Below are 22,862 nucleotides of genomic sequence, written 5' to 3'. Positions count from 1 at the left end.
TTAAATTAGTGAAGTTCGCCGGTCTTGAGCAGACCATCGAGCTTGCCCTGACCGTCGAGCGCAAAGAGATCATCGCAGCCGCCGACATGGACCGAACCGACGAAAATCTGCGGGAAGGTGTTGCGGCCCGACCGCTCCTGCATTTCGGCGCGCAGTTCCGGCGTAGCGCCTGCGTTGATCTCGTTGAATTCCACGCCCTTGCGGGTCAGAAGATCGAGAGCACGAGCGCAATAGGGGCAGCCCGGGCGGGTATAGATGGTAACGTCAACCATGAAAAACTCCATTCGTTGCCACACTATATAGTCGGCAACGCTTCGCTCTGGAAGACCCTCCCGGTTTCACGACGCTGTGTGCGGGCTTGTTCTTGCCCGCAAGTTTCAATCTGGCAGAACACGGCTGAATGTCAGAACATCGACGCTTTTAGCCCCGCCGCGCAACAAGGCGCGTGTTGCAGCCTTCACCGTCGCACCTGTCGTATAGACATCATCGATCAACAGGACACGGCGTCCGCGAACGTGAATTTCCTGCTCTTTCGGGACACGGAAAGCACCGTCCACATTGCGCTTGCGCTCCTTCGACCCAAGCCCGATCTGCTGCTCGGTGCGCCGGATACGATTGAGCGCTTGCGGCGCAAAGGGCAAGGCACTCTGCTTTGCCAGCGCCCGCGCAAGCTCCGCGGACTGGTTGAAACGACGGCTCCAGAAGCGCCAGCGATGCAGCGGAACCGGCAGGATAACCTCGCATTCCTCCAGCAATTCGCGGCCCGCGCGCTGCATCCAGCGCGCCATCCACGGCGCGAGATCGGTCCGGTCATGGAATTTCAAAGCCACCGCCATGCGTTGCGCTGCCCCGCGATGCACCACCGCCGACCGCGCGCGACGAAACGGCGGCGGATCGGCAATGGCCTCCGCACTCAGGAAGCCGTCGCCAAAATCATGACCAAACGGCACACCCAGCACCGGGCAGTAAGGCCGCTCGATAAAGCGCAGCTCCGACCAGCAGGCCGGGCATAATGTGCCGGGCTGCGAGACATGCGCCTTGCAGCCCGCACAGCTTGCCGGAAACAGCAGATTGGCGGTCGCGTGCAGCATATGTCGCGCACTTACCTGCGCGCCGCTGTAAAGCCTACGCAAAAAGGTTTGATGCGGTGTATCGTCATCCGCCATTGCATTCGCCCCCGTTCGAATGCATCTATTCCCGCGACTAAAGCGCGTCGCGCTTTATCTATTTGTTTCTACGCATGTCGTTGCCGGAAAACCGGTTCCCACTTTTCCGCGACATGCTTTACACTATACGCCGCGTAGCAAAAGAAAAGACGGATTCCATGCCTGCCCCCGAAAGCGCGGTCTTCGACCGCGACCTACAGCTCGCCTTTCGCCGCCGCGCTTTCCGGCGCGCCGAACCGGGTGCCGATTTTCTATTGCGTCGCGTGGCCGAAGACCTTGCCGACCGTCTGGATGCCGTCGAGCGCCGCTTTCCGGTAGCCATTGATCTTGCAGGCCATAACGGTCTCGCAGCGGAGGCCATCGCCTTCTCCGGCAAGGCAGACACCATTTTGCGCGTTGAGCGCGATGCGGATTTCCTGAAAGGTCCCTTCCCCGCCGTCGTCGGTGACGAAGAGCTGCTGCCGATCAAACCGGGCAGCGCCGACCTGATCGTTTCGCTGATGGCGCTGCACGCCACCAATGACACGCCCGGCGCCATGGTGCAGATTGCCCGCGCATTGAAGCCTGACGGGCTTTTTCTGGCGGCGCTCAGTGGCAGCGGAACCCTCGGCGAATTGCGTGAAAGCCTGCTGCAGGCGGAAATCGAATTGACCGGCGGCGCATCGCCGCGCGTTTTTCCGTTTGCAGATGTGCGCGATGTCGGCGGCCTGTTGCAGCGCGCGGGCTTTGCACTGCCGGTGACAGACGTGGAAAACGTGACGGTACGCTATGATTCGCTGTTCAACCTGATGGCCGATCTGCGCGCCATGGGTATGCAGAACATCGTGCGTGACCGTTCGCGCCGTCCGGTATCGAAACGGCTGTTCTTGCGGGCGGCGGAAATCTATGCGGAACGCTTCAGCGATCCCGACGGGCGCATCCGCGCCACATTCTCGATCATCTGGCTCTCCGGCTGGGCCCCGCATGAATCGCAGCAAAAGCCGCTCAAACCCGGCTCCGCCAAGGCCTCGCTGGCCGACGCTTTGAAGAAAGCGGAAGAAGAGTAATTAACAATCGCCGCGATGGCTACCGTCCACATCGATAACGCAGACAGAATTCGGGTTGGGCTGCAGCACGCTCTTGCGCACAGTATAGGTCTGAACAGCACCGTGGGGCTGGCTGCCTGCATCGCGCTTGATAGAGCCGGTCATCGTCCGGTCGACGCCAGCGGGCAGAACGGACTGGGCCGCAACCTTGGCCGCCTGTTCGTTGAGGATCGGGACAATAATCAGCGCCATCGCCACAGCGGCAGAACCAAACAACAGCACCAGACGCAGGAAACCACGCCCCGCTTTTGTTAAAGTGGTGGGTGCATATTCGTTGTGATCGGCACTGAAATAATTGTTGTCGAAACTCATGATACCAGACTCCGGAGCGGCTCCCATTCGAGAATGCCGCAACGGAGTGAATCAGAGATTAACCGACCAGCCTTATCGTAAGAAATTGTCAGCTTTTTCACAGCTGTGGATAAGCGGCGCCGATTCTCCAACTCTATAGAAGATCGATCAGGAACGGGATCAAGGGTTCATCCGCGGGAGGCATCGGATAATCGCGCATATCCTTCGGGCGCACCCATTTCAGCGCCTGTCCTTCCAAGCCCCGCGCGATGCCTTCAAAACGGCGGCAGACATAGAGCGGCATCAGCAGATGAAAATCATCGTAGGTATGGCTGGCGAAAGTCAAAGGCGCGAGGCAGGCCACCTTTGTCGTGATGCCGATTTCTTCCTGCAATTCGCGGATCAGCGTCTCTTCGGGCGTTTCGCCCGGCTCGACCTTGCCCCCGGGAAACTCCCACAGGCCAGCAAGCTGCTTGCCTTCCGGGCGTTGCGCCAGCAGCACCCGCCCATCGGCATCCACCAGCGCGCAGGCCGCAACGAAAAGAATGCGACGGCTCTTCACTTCGCTCATTTCTCGTTGCTCTCCCGATAGGCGTAACGATAGGCTTCCTGAAAGCCGAAGCGCTCATAAAGTGCAAGACCGGGGGCATTTTCCGCTTCGATCTGCAACCATGCCGTTCTCGCGCCAAGCTTCGCAGCCCATTTGAGCGCCGAGCCGACGACACTGTGGCCGTAGCCCTTGCGGCGCGCCTCGGGCAAGGTGCCGACATCGAACAAGCCGGCCATGACGCCATCCTGCACGCACAGCACATCGGACACCGCACGGCCTTCTGCCTCCAGCACGAACATGCCCTTGTTCGGACGGATGCCGTCCAGAATTTCGGACATGCCGGGGCGCATTTCTTCCGGGCGCTCGTGGATGGACAGCGACGCATCGACGAAACGGCCGATATCCTTCAGCGGAATCTGGTCGATCTCGCCGGACAGGTCGGTCTCGGTCAGATTGCAGGTCATGACGATGGTTTCGTCCCGGCGTTTCCAGCCGAGCCCTTCGAGATAATCCTCAAGCTCGACGGGCGCCAGCGGCGAAAGGCGGAAACAAGGCACGCGGCCATAGGCCCGAAAACGCTGCGCCGCCAGCTCGACGCGGGTTGGAATATCCCGCGTGTCGCCCGGATCGAGCGGATTGATCGAGTTCAAACGCTTGGAGGAATGCGCTGCCGTCATGCGGATTGCCCAAGTTCCGTCGTAATGAACCGACGTGGCAGGCCAGGCGCGGAAGCCTACGGCTTCGAGCTGGCGGACAATGGCAAGACTTGGTTTGGTCATTGGAATTCCTGAAAGCGTTTCAACATCTGTCGTCCGGCAAAGGCCCGTTGAGATTCGGCGGGGCAGCGTGCCGAAAATAGTGCTCTTTGGGAACCGGAGCGGAGTGTACTTTAAGGTACATGAGCACCGGAAGCGCAAAAGAGTGCTATTTGCAGGCCGCTGGAACCCGAATATCTCGGGCCTTAGCTTCGATAGTCGCCGTTGATCGCCACATACTCCTTGGTGAGATCGCAGGTCCAGACGGTGGCTTCGCCGCGACCGATGCCGAGATCGACATGGATGCGGATATCCTCGCCCTTCATATAGGCGGAGGTCGCTTCTTCCGAATAGGCCGGATCACGCTCGCCTTGATAGGCAACGCGGATATCGCCGAAAGAAATGGCGAGCCGGTCGCGATCGGCTGGTTCGCCAGCCTTGCCAACAGCCATGACGACACGGCCCCAATTGGCGTCTTCGCCTGCCACAGCTGTCTTGACCAGCGGCGAATTGGCAATCGAAAGCGCGATCTTCTTCGCCGAAACGGACGATTTGGCGCCCGTCACTTCGATTTCGATCATCTTGCGTGCGCCTTCACCGTCGCGCACGACCTGCAAGGCCAGCGACTTCAAAACGCGTTTCAACGCCTTCTTGAACTCCTTCAAGCGCTTGTCGGAGACATCAGTGATCTTCGGCGCGCCACGACCGGCCGCAGCGCCGGTTGCAAACAGCATCAGCGTGTCGGAAGTCGAGGTGTCGCTATCGACAGTCACCGCGTTGAAGCTCTTGTTTGCGCCTTTCGAGAGCAGGCTTTGCAGCACACCGGCCTTGATCGGCGCATCGGTGACGATGAAGGACAGCATCGTCGCCATGTCCGGTGCGATCATGCCCGCGCCTTTGGCGATACCGTTGATCGTGACAGGAACCTTGCCGAGCAGCACCGTTTCTGTGGCGACCTTCGGATAGGTATCCGTGGTCATGATGGCCTTGGCGGCTTCCGTCCAGAAATCCTCGACCGCGTCCTTGTTCATATCGCCGAGCAGATGGGAGAATTTGCTCGCATCAAGCGGCTCGCCGATCACACCGGTCGAAGCCAGGAACACATCGGTCGTGGCGCAGCCGACGGCTTTTGCGGCGGCTTCTGCCGTCGCCTCGGTCGCAGCCTTGCCCTTGACGCCGGTAAAGGCATTGGCATTGCCCGAATTGACCACCACGGCGCGCGCCTTGCCGTGAACGAGGTTCTTGCGACAGAAATCGACCGGCGCAGACGGGCAGAGCGAACGGGTGAACACGCCCGCAGCTTCCGCCGGACGGTCGAACACCATTAGCATCACATCGGTCCGCCCCTTATATTTGATACCGGCAGCGGCAGTAGCAATGCGCACACCGTCAATGGCAGGCATGGACGGATAATGTTTTGGAGCGAGCGGAGAAACGGACGCAGACATGGTTGCCTCAAAAGGGGTCGGTTCAGGATGTTCGGTTCGATGGATCATCGATAGTCTTGATTCTGGCGCATTGGAAATGTTTGCGGGACAAAATCAAGCACAAACAGCTGATATAACGAAAAACGCCCCGGAAGACCGGGGCGTTTAACAATTGATGGAAACTTACTGCTGCGGCTGGTCACCTTCAGGTGCGTCGCCCGCATCACCGGCATCCTGCGCGGCGGCAGCATCCTTCATCGCCTTTTCGACGGCCGGATCTTTGTACTCGATCTTCATCGCGTCGCGGAGCTTCTTGACCGTTTCAACATAACGCTCACGCAGAATGATCGAACGGATCTGTTCCTTGACCTGATCGAATGCAGGCGGCTGCTTGGTGCGGCGGTCTTCGAGCTGAATGACGTGGAAGCCGAACTGGGTCTGCACCGGCTCCTTGGTGTATTCGCCAGGCTTGAGCGCAAAGGCCGCCTTTTCGAATTCCGGAACCATCTGGCCTTCGGTGAAGTAGCCAAGGTCGCCGCCATTGGCAGCGGAACCGTCGGTGGAGCTTTCCTTGGCCAGATCTTCAAACTTCGCACCACCGGCGAGCTTCTTGATGATGGCTTCGGCTTCTTCCTTCGTCTTCACGAGAATGTGACGCGCGCGCACCTCGACCTGAGGCGGCATGGCGGCAATTTCCTTGTCGTAGCGTGCGCGGATATCGGCATCGCCGATCTTGTCGACGATGGCGTCCTTGAAATATTCATTGTGCAGCGCGCGTTCACGCAGGAAAGCCAGACGGGCTTTGAATTCGTCGGTCTGGTCGAGCTTTTGCTTTTCCGCTTCCGCCGACATCGCCTTGATGTCGATCAGCGCGGCCAGGGCTGCCAGACGGCGCTGTTCAGCCGGAAGACGGGCAAACTGGGGATCGAGATCGCCAGCGGCCTGATCGACGTCGCCGACAGTGATGTCCTTGCCGTTGACGGTTGCCAGAACCTTTGCCGGATCTTCCTTTTCAGCCGGAGCGGCTGCAGTCTGTGCCGCATCCGCAGGCTTGGGCGCCGCGTCCTGCGCAAACGAAACTGCGCCGGAGAGGCTTGCGAGGGCAACGGATGCCGCAAGAACAGCGAGAGCCTTGCGATAAGGGGCTTTGAGAATGGCTTTCATATGAGATTCTCTCCTTCGAGACCGCTTACCGGCCCGATGAATGCGGCGGAATTTGGCCCGGACACCGCCGCCCTGACACTGATGAGCGGGATTTCCGGCCTGTTGAGCAACGTTGACATCGCCCTAAGCCCCACTTATCTGTCCTTCGGCTTTGCGTCCAGAGTGTTTCCAGCGATACCCTGCAAATATGCCGGGGTTTGGACGCTCGGCGAGCAGCGGGGGGAAAATGTGCCAAAATTGCGCCTTGAAGGGCTGCTTTAGCGGTGTACTTTTCTTGCATTTGTTTCAATACGCGTGAATAAAGCATTCGACATTGCCGGAAGCGCTTCCGGCTGAACGGACAGGAAAGGACCAGTGATGGTCAGCTTTGGCGGCCTCGCCCGCAAGATATTCGGTTCATCCAACGACCGCCAGGTAAAGACCCTGCGTCAGCGTGCGCAACAGATTACCGCGCTTGAGAAGAATTACGAAACGCTCACCAACGAGCAGCTTCAGGCCAAGACCGCCGAATTCCGCGCCGCACTGGCTGAAGGAAAGACGCTCGACGCCATTCTGCCCGACGCTTTTGCGACCGCGCGTGAAGCCGCCAAGCGCGTGCTCGGCATGCGCCCCTTCGATGTGCAGCTGATCGGCGGCATGGTGCTGCATGAGCGCGGCATCGCAGAAATGCGCACCGGTGAAGGCAAGACGCTGATGGCGACGCTGCCCGTCTACCTCAACGCGCTTGAGGGCAAGGGCGTCCATGTCGTGACGGTCAACGACTACCTCGCCACCCGCGATGCGGAGACGATGGGTCGTCTTTACAATTTCCTTGGTCTGACGGTCGGCGTCATCAAGCACGGTCTGGACGACGATGAACGTCGCGAAGCCTATGCCTGCGACATCACCTACGGCACCAATAACGAACTCGGCTTCGATTATCTGCGCGACAACATGAAGTATGAGCGCGCCCAGATGGTGCAGCGCCCGCATAATTACGCCATCGTCGACGAAGTGGATTCGATCCTCATCGACGAAGCGCGCACGCCGCTGATCATTTCCGGCCCGCTGGAAGATCGCTCGGAGTTTTATAACCTCATCGACACTTTCATTCCGCCGCTGGCCGATGAAGATTACGAAGTCGACGAGAAGCAGAAGACCGCCATCTTCACCGAAGTCGGCACCGAAAAGGTCGAGAAGCTTCTGGAAGCCGCAGGTCATCTGAAGGGTGAAAGCCTCTACGACATCGAGAATGTCGCCGTGGTTCATCATCTGAACAACGCGCTGCGCGCTCACAAGCTGTTCCAGCGCGACAAGGACTATATCGTCCGCAACGACGAAATCGTCATTATCGACGAATTCACCGGCCGCATGATGCCGGGCCGCCGCTATTCGGAAGGCCTGCACCAGGCGCTGGAAGCCAAGGAACATGTGACGATCCAGCCGGAAAACCAGACACTGGCCTCGATCACCTTCCAGAACTATTTCCGCATGTATAACAAGCTCGCCGGCATGACCGGTACGGCTGCGACCGAAGCGGAAGAGTTCGGCAATATTTACGGTCTCGAAGTTCTCGAAATCCCGACCAACCTGCCTGTGCAGCGTATCGACGAGGACGACGAAGTTTACCGCACCGTCGAGGAAAAATACAAAGCCATCGTGCGCGATATTCGTGCCTCGCACGAAAAGGGCCAGCCGATCCTCGTTGGCACGACCTCGATCGAAAAGTCGGAGCTTCTGGCCGAGCGTCTGCGCAAGGAAGGCATCAAGGACTTCCAGGTCCTGAACGCCCGCTATCACGAGCAGGAAGCTTACATTATCGCGCAGGCCGGCGTGCCGGGCACTGTCACCATCGCCACCAACATGGCGGGTCGCGGTACCGACATCCAGCTCGGCGGCAATCTGGAAATGCGCGTTCGCCAGGAACTGGCGGACGTTCCGGAAGGTCCCGAGCGCGAAGCCAAGATCGCCGAGATCAAGGCCGATATCGCCCAGCTGAAAGAAAAGGCGCTTGCCGCAGGCGGGCTTTATGTTCTGGCGACCGAACGCCACGAAAGCCGCCGCATCGACAACCAGCTGCGTGGCCGTTCGGGCCGCCAGGGCGATCCGGGCCGTTCAAAATTCTTCCTGTCGCTGCAGGACGACCTGATGCGCATCTTCGGCTCCGACCGTATGGACGGCATGCTGCAGAAGCTCGGTCTCAAGGAAGACGAAGCCATCGTCCATCCCTGGATCAACAAGGCGCTGGAAAAGGCTCAGAAGAAGGTCGAGGCACGCAACTTCGAAATTCGTAAGAACCTGCTCAAATACGACGACGTGATGAACGATCAACGCAAGGTGATCTTCGAACAGCGTCTGGAAATGATGGACGAGCCGGACCTGACCGAAACGGTTGCAGAAATGCGCCATGAGGTCATTGAGGACATCGTCGCGCTGCGTATCCCCAAGGATGCCTATGCGGAAAAGTGGGATATTGCCGGTCTGAAGGAAGATGTCGTCACCAAGCTCAATCTCGACCTGCCGGTCGAGGAATGGGCGAAGGAAGAAGGCATCGCCGAAGAAGAGTTCGAGAACCGCATCAAGGAAGCCGCCGACAAGGCCGCAGCCGACCGCGCCGAACGCTTCGGACCGCAGATCATGACCTATGTCGAAAAATCGGTCATCATGCAGTCGCTCGACAATCTGTGGCGCGAACATCTGGTCAATCTTGACCACCTGCGCTCGGTTGTCGGTTTCCGCGGCTATGCCCAGCGCGACCCGCTGAACGAATACAAGACCGAAGCCTTCGAACTGTTCCAGGCCATGCTGGCGAACCTGCGCGAAGTGGTCATCTCGCAGCTCATGCGCGTTGAGATCGTCCGCGAGGCCCCGCCAGAACCGGAATTGCCTGTCATGCAGGGCCGTCACATTGACGAGACGACAGGGCAGAACGATTTTGACGATGCCGCATGGACCGATCACCAGCACGATGAGCGCATCGTACCGGCAGCTGACCGCGACCCTGCTGATCCCCGCACATGGGGCAAGGTCAGCCGCAACGAGGCCTGCCCGTGCGGATCGGGCAAGAAATACAAGCACTGCCACGGTGCTTTCGAATAAGGACAAAACCCCGGCGCGCCAAACGCCGGGGTTTTTCTTTGCAACCTTATCGGTCGATGCTTTAATCATGTAGTAAGCATCAGCACGCGGGATTCAGGAAATACTCACCATTCCTGCAATTTCCGCGTGAAATCTTTCGCTAGATTTTTCTTTTTTCCCTTTTTAAAGAACTCCCATCTAAGGTCCTGCCATCGGTTCTCATCAGACCGATAACCGGAATTCCGACACATCCCGAAAACGTGAAACGTTTTTCGGATAGGGTGTGTAAGAAACAGACAACAAGACCGGGAAAATCCCGGCGCAAACAGGCGAAACGCTCATTCATAAGGGCGGCGCATAACAGGGTTGGCAAAGACGTGTGGTTTTCGGCAGCTGAAGCAGCGGGCCGGTTTTTACCCGGCACCATCGCGGCCAGACTTCGTCCTGTGACGGAGCGGCTGGATTCCGTGCTGACCGATAGCGGTTCGCACGCGGCTGCGCAGCGCGCATCGCTCGTCGCCTTTTCGGTTCGTGTCGCCAGCGCGGCAATCGCGCTGCTGTCGCAAGTCATCCTCGCCCGCTGGATGGGCGAATTCGAATATGGCATTTTCGTTCTTGTCTGGCTGACGATGGTGATCATCGGCGATCTCGCCTGCTTCGGCCTGCACACGACGATCATTCGCTTTGTGCCGGAATATGTTCAGCGCCAGATGTTCGGTCTGGTGCGCGGCATTCTGTTTGCCGGACGCGCATTGGCCTTTACCTCGGCAACCATGATCGCACTCATCGGCTCGCTCACGCTCTGGCTGCTGAAGGATCAGATCGCCAGCTATTACCTCGTGCCATTCATACTGGGTTTCGTCTGCCTGCCCATGATCACGCTCGGCAATATGCTGGACGGCATTGCCCGGTCGCGCACCTGGGTCACCATGGCGCTGACGCCGAGCTATATCGTGCGCCCGCTTCTCGTGCTTTTGTTCATGATCGTGGCGCATGTGTCGGGCTTGCCATCGACGGCTGCAACAGCGCTTGGCGTATCCATTGCCGCAACCTGGATCACCACTCTCGGGCAGTTTTTTAAGGTCGACCGCTCGCTGCAAAAAGACATCCCGGCGGCCCGGCGCGACCAGCGCCTACGCGAATGGATGACCGTCGCCCTGCCGATCTTCCTCGTCGAGGGCTTCTTCTTCCTGCTGATCAATGTCGATGTTCTGATGGTCGGTCGCGAGATGGATCCTGAGCACGTGGCAATCTATTTCGCCGCGACGAAAATCATGGCGCTTGCCCATTTCGTCTATTTCGCTGTGAAGGCGAGCGTCGCGCAGCGTTATTCCGATCTGTTGCACAGCGGCAGCCGCGAGGAATTTGCAAGCTTTGCGCAGGCCTCCGTCCGCTGGACCTTCTGGCCCACGCTCGTTCTCGGCATCATCATCCTGATAACCGGCTATCCGCTGTTGCGGCTGTTTGGTCCGGCCTTCACGGAAGGCTATCCGCTCCTGTTCATTCTGATCATCGGCGTCATCGCCCGTGCCAGCGTGGGACCGGCGGAAAGCCTTCTCAACATGTCGGGCAAGCAGAATATCTGCGCCCTGCTCTATGCCGTAACGCTTGGCGTCAATGTCATTCTCAATCTGGTGCTGATCCCACGCTTCGGCCTGATCGGCGCGGCCATTTCGACAGCCATCGCCATGCTGATGGAAGCAACACTGCTTTCCACAGCCGTCTTTCGCACCATGCATATTGCTATGTTCATTCTCATCCCCCGAGATCGAGACAATAGCCCGGAGGGTATTTTGTAATGGCCGCAAAACCTTTGCTTGAAGAATCCGCGGGCGGAAACGCAGCCCGCATCGTCTCGGAATTGTCCGATACGGTCGCCGTAATGGATGCCGCCAAGAAACTGGAGGAAAGCCTGCACAGCCGCGATATCCCGCGCAAGCTGGCGATCTACGGTGCTGCGGCTGGCTTCGAGCTGCGCGACGAGCTGGATCACTTAAGCAACCGGACCATCGAACCGAACGTCTTCTTCAATGCCCGTTTTCTGGCCCCCGCCATGCCGCGGCTGGAAGACCGCGAAGTGCGCTTCATGGTCATGCGCGACGAAAACGAAATCCGCAGCCGTCTGCGCTTTGTGATGCCCTACACCATCGAGCGCCCCGGCCTTCCGCTATCCACGCCGGTCATCCGCGCATGGTCAACGCCATTCGGCCCGCAGGGCACACCGCTCATCGACCATGACGATCCGGTCGGCGTTGTGGAAGACCTGTTCGATATTCTGGCGCGCGACCACCTCAAACTGCCCGATGTGCTGGTTCTGCCCGAAATGCGCTCCAATGGGGCTGCGGCAAAGCTCATCCGCTCGGTTGCGGTGGGACGCCAACTGCCAGTCGTCGCCATCGAACAAAAGGAACGTCCCTTCCTCAAGAGCGATCTCGACGGCGACAGCTACATCCAGCAGGCCATCGGTGGCCAACACCGCCGCGACTACCAGCGGCTGTGGCGACGTCTTGCCGAAAAGGGCGAACTCGCCCACCGTATCTATCGCACGCCGGACGAAGTGCGGCAGTCATTCGAGCATTTCCTGTCGCTGGAAGCCAATGGCTGGAAAGGAAAGCGCGGTACAGCCATGGCGGTCGACCGCTTCCGTGCCGCCTTCGCCCGCGAGGCGGTCAATAATCTTGCCGAACGCGATTGTGTGCGTGTCCACACGCTGGAGCTGGACGGGCGTGTTATCGCCATCCTGACCGTCTTTACCGTCGCGGGCGAAGCATGGACCTGGAAAACCGCCTATGACGAAAGCCTTCAGGCTTTTTCACCCGGCGTTCTGCTCATGATCGAAGTCGCGAAAAGCCACCTGAACGATCCGAATATCCTCAGAACGGATTCCTGTGCCGTACCCGACCATCCGGTGATGACGCGCCTTTTCCGCGAGCGCGAAACCATCGAAACCTTGGTGGTCGGACTGACCCCCGGGGCAGACAAGCTCACCCGTCAGGCCGCATCGCAGATCCATCTTTATCAGCGGACCCGCAATCTCGCACGCATCGTGCGCAATCGCATTCGCAGCTTCACGGATCGCAGCTGAAACGATGCTTTGCCCGCTATAGAAATAGCGGGCAAGATCAACAGTTTGTGAAAGCTTTTCGGGCGTGTTATCATTATCCCCGGGAGAGCGCATGACAGGCGGAAGAGGAGGTCCGCACCGGTGCATTTCCCACCTCGCAAGAGGTGCGAAGCGTTCCGGGTCATAACAATCAGGACCGGCTTTCGTCTGGTTCACAACCGCCAGCGCGCCCTCCCATGGGAAGGAGATGCGCTATGGAATATTTCCACTATATCAGCACGCTGGATTACATCCTGCTCGGCTTCATCGCGGTCGTCGTGGTGTGGAACGTGGTTGAACACGGACTGCGCCAAAGATAGGCCACCAAACCGGCAAGGTTTTTGGCGTCGAAACTTGCGGCCAGATTGCCCGTGCAAACGCCCCGGCGTTTTGCAGCAGAATGGCGGGTGGTGATCGCCTGCTCGGAACGCCGTGCTTTCCGGCACGAGCGTCAGGGGAGTTGTCGGCTTTTCGACGTCTGACTTACAGCGCCTCTTTCAAAGCTGGCTGCGCCATGCTGTCCGTGCACTGGCCGAGGGTTTCTGGCTGCTTCGGATAGGCCATTCATAACAATCGTCATTTCACGCCAGAACCTGCGCTTGTGGGCAATTGACGTTGTTTCGTTTAGTCGGTATATCCCAACCCGCTGTCCATTCTTGGCCATATCAAACTGCTTCGGCAGACCTGTGCGGGTGTGGTGGAACTGGTAGACGCGCCGGACTCAAAATCCGGTTCCGAAAGGAGTGTCGGTTCGATTCCGACCACCCGCACCACTTCATAACAATCTCGAATTTGTATTGCTGGCGCTCGACATCATCGAGCTGTTCGCGCTCGTTCGTCAGTCTAATCGGCAGATATTGCCTCACGTCCAGTTTTCGTAAGCGAACGAGCCCTTCGCAGACCTGAGCGCGCCTGACATTTATCCGCCGTCGAAAGCTCGCCTGGATTTCAATCGTTAACTGCTAAATTACGTTTAGGTAATTTTTACTTTACAGTAAAGTCAAATGAGCTGATACTCATCAAGCACGAAGCAATCCCAATCAAGCCTCTCCGTAGAATTCCACATAAAACATAATTCCCTCCAATCTGGCGATATATTATGCAGAAATCAGTTAAAATAAATATCATTGAAAACAAGATTCTTCATTTAAAATTAGCTAATAATATTATTAAATCATTCTTAAATAAAAATGAAATTAATTCCGATGATCTTCCAAATATGATTACAGAGATTTGTGAGTGCATCAACGGATTACACGGTAAACCGTGTCTTTCCTCTGAAGAGGTTCCAGCGTCACCTTCTGTCGACCCCAAAGAATCGATCTTCGAAGACTACATTATCTGCCTGGAAGATGGTCGTCCCTACAAGACGCTGAAGCGCGCCTTGATGAGCCGCTTCGGGCTGACACCCGATGAATACAGACGCAAATGGAACCTGCCCGCTGATTATCCGATGGTGGCCCCCGCTTCTGCAAAGAAGATGTCTGCATTGTCCAGAATGGAAAAGGACGAGACGGAGACTCGATAAGGTGACCGCTGGTCTCGCTTATTTCTGTCCGTGATCGACAATCGCCGCTGAGGCCGGGCTGATCCAGCCTCAGCGGCAGGCATTGCCCTATGCCGCGTCCAGTGCCTGCGCGAGATCGGCAATCAGATCGTCTGGATGTTCGATGCCGATGGACAGGCGAATGGTCGATTCCAGCACGCCGATACGCTCGCGAATCTCAAGTGGAACGCCGGAATGGGTCATTGCCGCCGGGTGGCTCGCAAGCGATTCCGTGCCGCCCAGACTGACCGCGAGCTTCAAAATCTGAAGCGCGTTGAGGAAGCGGAACGCCGCCGCCTGACCGCCCTTGATATCGAATGAGAATGTGGAGCCAGCGCCCGTGCATTGCCGCTTGAACAATGCGCCGACATCGGAATTCTCATCCGCGAAGGGCAGATAATGCAGCTTTTCGACCTTCGGATGATCGCGCAGAAATTCCGCAATCGCCCGCGCATTGCTATCGGCGCGTTCCATACGCAGACCGAGCGTTTCCAGTGATCGGCCAAGCATCCAACAGGAATGCGGATCGAGCTGCGTGCCGATGGCGCCGCGCAAGGCCTTCACCTGCCGGACGATGGATTTGGAACCAAGCACCGCGCCCGCAATCAAATCGGAATGGCCGCCGACATATTTAGTCAGCGAATAAACCGACAAATCCGCACCATGATCGAGCGGCTTCTGGAAGACCGGCCCCAGCAAGGTGTTGTCGCAGGCGATGATCGGACGATGCCCTTGCTGCTGCTCAATTTTTTCAGCCACGCGCCGGACGGCGGCGATATCGACGATACTGTTGGTCGGGTTGGCCGGTGTTTCGATCAGGATGACCGAAACGCGCCCCTTGGCGAGCGCTTCCTTCGCCGCCTTTTCGATTGCCGCCTCGTGCACGCCATCGGCAAAAGCCACCGCTTCCACGCCGAAATTCAAAAACGTCTTCGCCAGCAGCGTTTCAGTACCGCCATAAAGCGGCTGCGAATGCAAGATGACATCGCCGGGGCGCGCAAAGGCAAAAAGCGTGGTCGCAATGGCGGACATGCCAGACGAAAACAGCGCTGAACTCTCGGCACCCTCATAGACCGCGAGACGGTCTTCGACGATCTCGCTGTTGGGATGATTGAAGCGCGAATAAACCAGTCCCGCGCCAACACCGGCAGGCGGCTCCTTGCGACCGGACACAAAATCGAAGAAATCGCGCCCGTCCTCGGCAGTCTTGAAAACAAAGGTTGACGTCAGAAAAACTGGCGGCTTGACCGCGCCTTCGGAAAGCTCCGGGTCATAGCCATAATTCAGCATTTGCGTTTCGGGATGAAGCAGGTGGTTGCCCAAGTGGGTTTTGTAAGGACGCGGCGCAGTCATGACGACCTCCAGAAAAGCCAAACTCCTCTTGCCCAACCAGATAGGCGGACAAAAGGAGCTTAACAGAGGTGATCGGCAATCTTCTTTCGTTGTTTGCCTCTCACGGGTAATCGCTGAACCCGTGAAAAACACCCCCGAGACAACAAATAGCCGCCAATTACTTTATCACCAGCACCGGAACAGTGCTGAGCGACAGGACTTCCGCCGCCTGGCTGCCAAGCAGGAGCTTATTGACGCCGCGACGGCCATGGGACGAAATGACGATCAGATCGCTGCTATGAGATTTCGCAGCCTCCACAATGCCTTGCGCGGGCGACTGGTTTTCGACATGCACCGCCTCAGCGGTCACGCCGGCGGCTTCCGCCTTGGCCTTGGCCTTCGTCAGTATCTCTTGTGCAGCCTTGGTAATTGCTTCGCGATACTCCTGAAATGCAACCGGGCTCGATGCCCACTCCGCCGCAACGACGATGCCATAGGACGGCAGAAGCTCGGTCACCGATACGAAAGTCACTTTCGCACCCGTTTCCTTGGCCAGTTCCACGCCCTGATCCACGCCCTTTTCAGCGAGTTCCGACCCATCGGTCGCGATCAGAATATTCTTGTACATCTCTCGATCTCCTGGTTGCCTGATAGCTAAATTATGCGCGCCTTACCCAAGCCGATGCATTGATGCGGATCAATCTCCTTCCAGATAAGCTAATACGCGCACTCCCAATTTTGATGGAATTCACTTTTAAAAAATTCGATTATATAGAATAAAATTCTACTCTTGATCCATCGCGCGCATATGCCCAGCTATGCTTTTGCGCTGTTTCCTCTTAAACTTTGCGCAATATGAAGGGAGATTACGCTATGAACAAACCCCTTGGCTCGAAGAGCAACGAAACTGCGGGACGCGGTCGTATTTACGGCTCCATTCTGGAAACGATCGGCAACACGCCGCTTGTGCGCATTGATAAATTTGCCAAGGAAAACGGCGTTGTCGCGAACCTTCTGGTAAAGCTGGAATTCTTCAATCCGCTGGCGAGCGTTAAGGACCGCATCGGTCTCGCTTTGATCGAGGCGCTTGAAGAACAGGGCAAGGCTGTGCCCGGCAAGACGGTTTTTGTGGAGCCGACCTCTGGCAATACTGGCATCGCGCTGGCCTTTGCTGCCGCCGCCAAAGGCTATCGCCTTGTGCTCACCATGCCGGAAACCATGTCGGTGGAACGCCGCAAGCTTCTGAAGCTGCTTGGCGCCGAACTGGTGCTAACCGAAGGCGCCAAGGGCATGAAGGGCGCGATCGCCAAGGCTGAGGAAATCGCCGAAGGCAACCCGAACGCCATTATTCCGCAGCAGTTTGAAAATCCGGCCAATCCAGAAATTCACCGTCGAACGACGGCGGAAGAAATCTGGAACGACACCAATGGCGAAGCCGATATTCTGATCTCCGGCATCGGCACCGGCGGCACGATTACCGGCGTCGGTCAGGTGATCAAGGCGCGCAAGCCTTCCTTCAAGGTGATCGCCGTCGAACCGAAGGATTCGCCTGTCCTGTCCGGCGGCACGCCCGGCCCGCACAAGATCCAGGGTATCGGCGCGGGCTTCGCTCCGAAGACGCTCGACACCGGCGTTTACGATGAAATCGTGCAGGTCTCCAACGAGGATTCCTTTGCCAATGCGCGGCTGATTGCTCGCATCGAAGGCATTCCGGTCGGCATTTCGTCGGGTGCCGCGCTGACTGCAGCGATCGAAGTCGGCAAGCGCCCGGAAAATGCTGGCAAGAACATTGTCATCATCATCCCTTCCTTTGCAGAACGCTATCTTTCGACGGCGCTCTTTGAAGGTCTGGAATAATCGGCTGTTTCCAGGCCTCAACCCAGAAAAGCAAAAAGCCAGAGCGGGCGACCGTTCTGGCTTTACTTCTTTCCACTCTGCCTTGGGAGAGGCTTATAGCGCAGTCCGACCTGATATAATCAGATCGAATTGCACTTTAGTGGCGGGTGCGAGCTTCGCAAGCCGGGCCCGGCCCGCGCATGTAATGGCGCTCGGGCCGATAGCTCGGTGCGACGAACTCGCGAATGACATTAACGCTGTCACGCAGCTGAACAAGAATGCTCATCGCTTTCACCTTCATCAATCATGTTCGAAAGGATGTTCGCCGCGCTCAAGGTGAGCGTGTGAAGTAATCTTCACTTCCGAACATCTTAATGAAAACTTTAACGATCAAAGATGAATAAGTGCTAAATGGGCATCGTTAACGGTAAGTTAATGGTAACGATATTCCGGTTTTCCACAGCTGCATGAAACTTGTCACAGTTGCCATGCGGACACGAAAAAGCCGGTCGAAACCGGCTTTCTTTGAGATTGTTTGACGCTCAGCGCGTCGGCACCGGATGCTCGCCGCGATAATCGTAAAAGCCGCGGCCCGTCTTGCGTCCGAGCCAGCCTGCTTCGACATATTTGACCAGCAGCGGGCACGGACGATATTTGGAATCCGCTAGCCCATCGTGCAGCACCTGCATGATGGAAAGGCAGGTGTCGAGACCGATGAAGTCTGCAAGCTGCAACGGCCCCATCGGATGGTTCGCACCGAGCTTCATGGCCGTATCGATGGCTTCGACGCTGCCCACGCCTTCATAAAGCGTGTAGATCGCCTCGTTGATCATCGGCAGCAGAATACGGTTGACGATGAATGCCGGGAAATCCTCGGCGACCGTAACCGTCTTGCCCAGCGCCTGCACAAAATCCTTCGACTTGCGGAACGTGTCTTCATCGGTGGCGATGCCGCGCACCAGCTCCACCAGCTTCATCACCGGCACTGGGTTCATGAAGTGAATGCCGATGAAACGCTCCGGACGGTCCGTCGTCGAAGCGAGCCGCGTGATGGAGATTGAGGAGGTGTTGGTCGCCACAATGGCCTGCGGGTTCAGGATCGGGCAGAGCTGCGCGAAAATCTTGCGCTTGACGGTTTCGTCTTCGGTCGCCGCTTCAATGGCTAGATCGACACCTGCGAGGTCTTCCATGGAATTCGCAGCGCGGATCAGCTTCATGGCGGCGGCGCGCTCTTCTTCCTGCAATTTGCCGGAAGAAACCTGACGCGCCATATTGCCGTTAATGGTGGCAATGCCCTTTTCCAGCCGGTCCGGCGCAGCGTCGTGTAAAAGCACACTAAAACCTGCCAGAGCGCAGACATGCGCGATACCGCCACCCATCTGACCCGCGCCGACTATACCAACTGTCTTGATCGCCACCGTGTAACTCCTTCATCCTCCCCAATGGGGCCTGTCGAGCATATCTTTTCTGCAGCAAGCGGAAAACCGCGCTTCGAATTGCAAAAGGCTCTTTACGCAAATGATAGGCTGTCCGCGTAAAATGCAATCCAAAATTCTTGCTCATTACAAAGAACCCGCCCCGAACGCGAGACTAAGCCTCCGATGGGGACGGGTCGCAAAATGACGAAGCGGCGAGACCAGCCCGCTGCTTCGCAAAAAATCAGAGAGCCTTCTGCAGCTCCGGCAGCACGGTGAAGAGATCACCGACGAGCCCGTAATCGGCAACCTGGAAGATTGGCGCTTCTTCGTCCTTGTTGATGGCGACGATGACGCGGCTGTCTTTCATGCCGGCCAGATGCTGGATTGCGCCAGAAATGCCAACCGCGATGTAAAGCTCCGGTGCAACCACCTTGCCCGTCTGACCAACCTGCCAGTCGTTCGGCGCATAGCCCGCATCGACCGCCGCACGGCTGGCGCCAACCGCCGCACCAAGCTTGTCGGCAACCGGCAGGATCACTTCCTGGAACTTCTCAGCCGAACCAAGCGCGCGACCGCCCGAGATGATGATCTTGGCCGAGGTCAGTTCCGGACGATCCGAAGCCGACAGCGCATTGCCGACAAAGCTCGATAGCGCCGGATCGGCAGGCACGGTTGCGCTTTCAACCGCAGCCGCACCACCCTCGCCCGTTGCGGAGAAGGAGGCGGTGCGCACCGTGATCACCTTCTTGGCGTCGGTGGACTGCACCGTCTGGATCGCATTGCCCGCATAGATCGGACGCTTGAACGTGTCTGCCGAGACGACTTCCATGATTTCAGAGAGCTGCATCACATCGAGAAGGGCTGCAACGCGCGGCAGGATGTTCTTGGCCGAAGTCGTCGCCGGAGCGATGATCGTGTCGTAATTGGCGGCGAGTGCCACGATGAGCGCTGCCGTCGGCTCAGCCAGACGGTTTTCCAGCGCATCGCTTTCAGCAAGCAGAACCTTGCGCACGCCTTTCAGCTTGGCGGCAGCATCGGCTGCAGGTTTTGCGCCCTTGCCTGCAACCAGAATATCGACATCGCCGCCGATCTGGGCAGCTGCCGTCAACGCCTTTGCCGTCTGGTCCGAAAGGGTTGCATTGTCATGTTCGGCAAAAAGAAGAATAGCCATTTATCGTGTCCCTTCCGATTTCTTAGAGAATACCGTCAGCCTTGAGCTTCTCGACCAGTTCAGAGACTGAACCAACCTTGACGCCAGCCTTGCGGCCACCCGGCTCTTCGGTCTTCAGAACCTTGAGGCGCGGCGCAATATCGGCGCCGAAATCGGCAGGCGACTTCTCGTCCAGCGGCTTCTTCTTGGCCTTCATGATATTCGGCAGCGATGCATAACGCGGCTGGTTCAAACGAAGATCGACCGTGACAATCGCCGGAAGCTTCACATCGATGGTCTGCAGACCGCCATCCACTTCGCGTGTCACCTTGGCCGAACCGTCAGCAAGCTCCACCTTCGAGGCAAAGGTTGCCTGGCTCCAGTTGAGAAGCGCCGACAGCATCTGGCCGGTTTGGTTGGCATCGTCGTCAATCGCCTGCTTGCCAAGGAAGACGAGGTCCGGCTTTTCCGCATCGACCACGCCCTTCAAGACCTTGGCGACGCCGAGCGGCTCGACTGTCTCGTCCGTCTTGACCAGAATGGCGCGGTCCGCACCCATGGCGAGCGCCGTGCGCAGTGTTTCCTGCGCCTGTGCCGGGCCGACCGAAACAGCTACAATCTCCGTTACCTTGCCAGCTTCCTTCAAACGGATCGCCTCTTCAACCGCAATCTCGTCGAACGGGTTCATCGACATCTTCACATTCGAAAGCTCAACGCCAGATCCGTCGCCCTTCACACGGATCTTTACGTTGTAATCGACGACACGTTTTACTGCGACAAGGACTTTCATCCGCGACCACCTCTTCAATGAATCCTACGGCACGACTATGCCGCCATGAAACACCGCCCGCATGCCAAATTCCGACGAGAACCCGACACAGAAGCGGCTCCGAAGAAAGCGCCGTGACAAAGCCGTCAGGCACGGCACCTCCCATTAGAAATCGGCGGGAAACGTAAAGACGCTTGACGTGCACGTCAATCAGCCTCGGCAATCTATATCGATTAATATCCATTTATTCTGACAGAACTTCATTCGCAGATTGTTGCATGTCTCGCCCCGCCGCCGCATCCCTCATCCGTGGCGTTTACAAAGGCGGCATCCTGCTTTACGACACGCCCGCACTAACCGGTCGCAGCCTACCCGGTCAAAACAAGGAACCCTGACTATGAAAACGCTTGTCGTCTGCTCCGGCGGACTCGACTCCGTTTCGCTGGCGCATAGAATCGCAGCGGAACATGAACTCACTGCCCTTCTCTCCTTCGATTATGGCCAGCGGCATAAAAAGGAGCTGGATTCGGCCAGAGCCTGTGCCGAACGACTCGGTGTGCCGCACCAGATCATCGATATCCGCACCATCGGCGCCAGCCTGACCGGTTCGGCGCTGACCGACGATGTCGACGTCCCGGACGGTCACTATGCCGAAGAGACGATGAAGATCACTGTCGTGCCCAATCGCAACGCCATCATGCTGGCGATTGCCTTTGGCGTGGCCGCCGCGCAAAAGGCCGATGCGGTCGCGCTGGCTGTCCATGGCGGCGATCATTTCATCTATCCCGATTGCCGCCCCGGCTTCATCGACGCCTTTCAGACCATGCAGTACCATGCGCTGGACGGCTATGCCGATATCAAGCTGCTCGCGCCTTATGTGAATGCGTCCAAGGCCGATATCGTCACCGATGGCGCAAAACACGCCACGCCTTTCGAGGCGACATGGTCCTGCTACAAGGGCGGCGAGCACCATTGCGGTCGCTGCGGCACCTGCGTGGAGCGCCGTGAGGCGTTTCACCTCGCAGGCGTCGAAGACCCGACCGTCTATGAAGACACCGATTTCTGGCGTGAAGCCGTAGAGCGGAGGAACGCCTGATGTTTCGCATCACCAAGGAGTTTCACTTTTCCGCCTCGCATCAGCTGACCGGACTCCCTGCCGATCACCAATGCGCACGGCTGCACGGCCATAACTACATTGTTGAAGTGGAGCTTTCCGCCCCCGATCTCGATCAGCATGGCTTTGTGCGCGACTATCACGAACTGGCGCCCTTCAAACATTACATTGACGACACATTCGATCATCGGCATCTCAATGATGTGCTGGGACATGGACACACCACAGCCGAAACGCTGGCAAAGCACTTCTTCGACTGGTGCCATGCGCGCTGGCCGGAAATATCCGCCGTGCGGGTGAGCGAAACGCCAAAAACATGGGCGGAATATCGCCCAAGTGCGAAGCCATGAAACAGGCCTCCGAAATCCGCATCAGCGAGATTTTCGGCCCGACCATTCAAGGCGAAGGCGTGCTGATCGGCGAGCCGACTGTCTTCGTGCGCACCGGCGGCTGCGACTATCGTTGCGCATGGTGCGACAGCCTGCACGCGGTCGAAAGCCGCTTTCGCCATGAATGGAAGCCGATGGGTGTCGAGGCCATCTGGCAGGAAGTGACGGCACTTTCGGGAAATCACCCCTTAACAGTGTCACTTTCCGGCGGCAATCCGGCCATACAGCCGCTTGGACCTCTCATCGCCCATGGCCAAGCGGCAGGCTATCGTTTTGCACTGGAAACCCAAGGCTCCATCGCAAAGGACTGGTTTTCCGCTCTGGATACGCTGGTGCTCAGCCCGAAGCCGCCATCAAGCCGAATGGAATTCGACCCCGATGCGCTTGCGGCCTGTGTGGAAACTGCGGGACCGAAGCCCCGCGTGGTGCTGAAATTCGTGATCTTCGACGATGCCGATTATGCCTTCGCGAAACATGTCTCGGCGCTTCATCCGCAACTGCCGGTCTATCTCCAGCCCGGCAATCGCACCCCGCCACCGCCTGAAGCAGACGACGCATTAATCGACATCGACGGCATCATGCGCCGCATGGAATGGCTGGTGGATAAGGTGATCGCAGACCGCTGCTTCGAGGCGCATGTGCTGCCCCAGTTGCATGTGCTGATCTGGGGTAACAAACGCGGGGTTTAAGCACATCCCGAAAAGCGTGAA

22 protein-coding genes and 1 tRNA gene are annotated in these 22,862 nt (G+C 57.8%); 10 read left to right on the top strand and 13 right to left on the bottom strand.

What is annotated here, in order from left to right; genetic code table 11:
- Window positions 1-5: 5 nt before the first annotated feature.
- Window positions 6-272, bottom strand: a complete 267-nt coding sequence (gene grxC, locus JAU75_RS20105) for a glutaredoxin 3 (RefSeq protein WP_199058227.1) — start codon at window positions 270-272, stop codon at window positions 6-8.
- A gap of 105 nt (window positions 273-377) precedes the next feature.
- Window positions 378-1,166, bottom strand: a complete 789-nt coding sequence (locus JAU75_RS20100; protein WP_199058225.1) for a ComF family protein — start codon at window positions 1,164-1,166, stop codon at window positions 378-380.
- A gap of 158 nt (window positions 1,167-1,324) precedes the next feature.
- On the opposite strand from JAU75_RS20100, the gene JAU75_RS20095 reads away from it, so the two are divergent.
- Entirely contained in the window at window positions 1,325-2,212 is an 888-nt protein-coding gene (locus JAU75_RS20095; RefSeq protein WP_199058223.1) for a methyltransferase domain-containing protein, read from the top strand.
- On the opposite strand, the gene JAU75_RS20090 is transcribed toward JAU75_RS20095, so the two are convergent.
- The 5 genes from JAU75_RS20090 to JAU75_RS20070 form a co-directional block, all read right to left on the bottom strand.
- Complete coding sequence (locus JAU75_RS20090) at window positions 2,213-2,563, bottom strand: hypothetical protein (protein ID WP_199058222.1); 351 nt, start codon at window positions 2,561-2,563, stop codon at window positions 2,213-2,215. It lies immediately after the preceding gene.
- Between the two features lie 133 nt (window positions 2,564-2,696).
- Entirely contained in the window at window positions 2,697-3,113 is a 417-nt protein-coding gene (mutT, locus tag JAU75_RS20085) for an 8-oxo-dGTP diphosphatase MutT (protein ID WP_199058221.1), read from the bottom strand.
- On the bottom strand, window positions 3,110-3,871 hold the full coding sequence (locus JAU75_RS20080) for a GNAT family N-acetyltransferase (RefSeq protein WP_199058219.1): 762 nt from the start codon (window positions 3,869-3,871) through the stop codon (window positions 3,110-3,112). Before JAU75_RS20080 ends, mutT begins: the two co-directional genes overlap by 4 nt.
- Before the next feature lie 182 nt (window positions 3,872-4,053).
- Window positions 4,054-5,295: a bifunctional glutamate N-acetyltransferase/amino-acid acetyltransferase ArgJ gene (gene argJ / locus JAU75_RS20075; protein ID WP_199058217.1), complete on the bottom strand. Its 1,242-nt coding sequence runs from the start codon at window positions 5,293-5,295 to the stop codon at window positions 4,054-4,056.
- A 162-nt stretch (window positions 5,296-5,457) separates the two neighbouring features.
- Window positions 5,458-6,438, bottom strand: coding sequence for a peptidylprolyl isomerase (locus tag JAU75_RS20070; RefSeq protein WP_199058215.1), 981 nt, complete (start codon window positions 6,436-6,438; stop codon window positions 5,458-5,460).
- 357 nt (window positions 6,439-6,795) lie between these two features.
- Between JAU75_RS20070 and secA the strand changes: the two genes are divergently transcribed.
- The 5 genes from secA to JAU75_RS20045 all read left to right on the top strand — a co-directional run bounded on the left by secA (window position 6,796) and on the right by JAU75_RS20045 (window position 14,126).
- Entirely contained in the window at window positions 6,796-9,516 is a 2,721-nt protein-coding gene (gene secA / locus JAU75_RS20065) for a preprotein translocase subunit SecA (RefSeq protein WP_199058257.1), read from the top strand.
- Between the two features lie 356 nt (window positions 9,517-9,872).
- Window positions 9,873-11,294, top strand: coding sequence for a lipopolysaccharide biosynthesis protein (locus tag JAU75_RS20060; RefSeq protein ID WP_199058213.1), 1,422 nt, complete (start codon window positions 9,873-9,875; stop codon window positions 11,292-11,294).
- Window positions 11,294-12,580 carry a type IV secretion system effector crotonyl transferase BspF gene (bspF, locus tag JAU75_RS20055; RefSeq protein ID WP_199058211.1) on the top strand — a complete coding sequence of 429 codons (1,287 nt, stop codon included), beginning with the start codon at window positions 11,294-11,296 and terminating at the stop codon, window positions 12,578-12,580. Before JAU75_RS20060 ends, bspF begins: the two co-directional genes overlap by 1 nt.
- A 706-nt stretch (window positions 12,581-13,286) precedes the next feature.
- Window positions 13,287-13,371, top strand: a tRNA-Leu gene (locus tag JAU75_RS20050).
- A 326-nt stretch (window positions 13,372-13,697) separates the two neighbouring features.
- The gene (locus JAU75_RS20045) at window positions 13,698-14,126 is read left to right on the top strand and encodes a MucR family transcriptional regulator (RefSeq protein WP_199058209.1); all 429 of its coding nucleotides are present in this window, start codon (window positions 13,698-13,700) and stop codon (window positions 14,124-14,126) included.
- Between the two features lie 87 nt (window positions 14,127-14,213).
- Here the strand turns inward: JAU75_RS20045 and JAU75_RS20040 are convergent, their stop codons facing one another.
- A complete protein-coding gene (locus JAU75_RS20040; RefSeq protein ID WP_199058207.1) occupies window positions 14,214-15,497 on the bottom strand; it encodes a cystathionine gamma-synthase family protein in 1,284 nt (427 codons plus the stop codon).
- Between the two features lie 157 nt (window positions 15,498-15,654).
- Entirely contained in the window at window positions 15,655-16,104 is a 450-nt protein-coding gene (locus JAU75_RS20035; RefSeq protein WP_199058205.1) for a universal stress protein, read from the bottom strand.
- A 245-nt stretch (window positions 16,105-16,349) separates the two neighbouring features.
- On the opposite strand from JAU75_RS20035, the gene cysK reads away from it, so the two are divergent.
- On the top strand, window positions 16,350-17,333 hold the full coding sequence (cysK, locus tag JAU75_RS20030) for a cysteine synthase A (RefSeq protein WP_199058204.1): 984 nt from the start codon (window positions 16,350-16,352) through the stop codon (window positions 17,331-17,333).
- A gap of 136 nt (window positions 17,334-17,469) precedes the next feature.
- Here cysK and JAU75_RS24300 read toward each other — a convergent pair whose 3' ends face one another.
- From JAU75_RS24300 to JAU75_RS20015, 4 genes are all read right to left on the bottom strand, one after another.
- Window positions 17,470-17,598 (bottom strand): hypothetical protein, encoded by a 129-nt coding sequence (locus tag JAU75_RS24300; protein WP_268898867.1) that lies wholly within the window; start codon window positions 17,596-17,598, stop codon window positions 17,470-17,472.
- A 256-nt stretch (window positions 17,599-17,854) separates the two neighbouring features.
- Window positions 17,855-18,730: a 3-hydroxybutyryl-CoA dehydrogenase gene (locus JAU75_RS20025; protein ID WP_199058203.1), complete on the bottom strand. Its 876-nt coding sequence runs from the start codon at window positions 18,728-18,730 to the stop codon at window positions 17,855-17,857.
- A gap of 241 nt (window positions 18,731-18,971) precedes the next feature.
- Window positions 18,972-19,901 carry an electron transfer flavoprotein subunit alpha/FixB family protein gene (locus JAU75_RS20020; RefSeq protein ID WP_199058202.1) on the bottom strand — a complete coding sequence of 310 codons (930 nt, stop codon included), beginning with the start codon at window positions 19,899-19,901 and terminating at the stop codon, window positions 18,972-18,974.
- Between the two features lie 22 nt (window positions 19,902-19,923).
- Entirely contained in the window at window positions 19,924-20,670 is a 747-nt protein-coding gene (locus JAU75_RS20015; RefSeq protein WP_199058201.1) for an electron transfer flavoprotein subunit beta/FixA family protein, read from the bottom strand.
- A gap of 376 nt (window positions 20,671-21,046) precedes the next feature.
- Here JAU75_RS20015 and queC point away from each other — a divergent pair, with 376 nt between their 5' ends.
- The 3 genes from queC to queE are packed head-to-tail and all read left to right on the top strand — an operon-like array spanning window position 21,047 to window position 22,841.
- Window positions 21,047-21,745, top strand: coding sequence for a 7-cyano-7-deazaguanine synthase QueC (gene queC, locus JAU75_RS20010; RefSeq protein ID WP_199058200.1), 699 nt, complete (start codon window positions 21,047-21,049; stop codon window positions 21,743-21,745).
- The gene (gene queD, locus JAU75_RS20005) at window positions 21,745-22,113 is read left to right on the top strand and encodes a 6-carboxytetrahydropterin synthase QueD (protein WP_199058199.1); all 369 of its coding nucleotides are present in this window, start codon (window positions 21,745-21,747) and stop codon (window positions 22,111-22,113) included. The genes queC and queD overlap by 1 nt, the downstream gene beginning before the upstream one ends.
- Complete coding sequence (queE, locus tag JAU75_RS20000; RefSeq protein ID WP_199058198.1) at window positions 22,110-22,841, top strand: 7-carboxy-7-deazaguanine synthase QueE; 732 nt, start codon at window positions 22,110-22,112, stop codon at window positions 22,839-22,841. Before queD ends, queE begins: the two co-directional genes overlap by 4 nt.
- Window positions 22,842-22,862 lie beyond the last annotated feature (21 nt).

The sequence above is a fragment of the Ochrobactrum sp. Q0168 genome (genome assembly GCF_016427605.1).
GTDB lineage: Bacteria > Pseudomonadota > Alphaproteobacteria > Rhizobiales > Rhizobiaceae > Brucella.
This window is presented reverse-complemented; position numbering and strand designations above follow the sequence as displayed.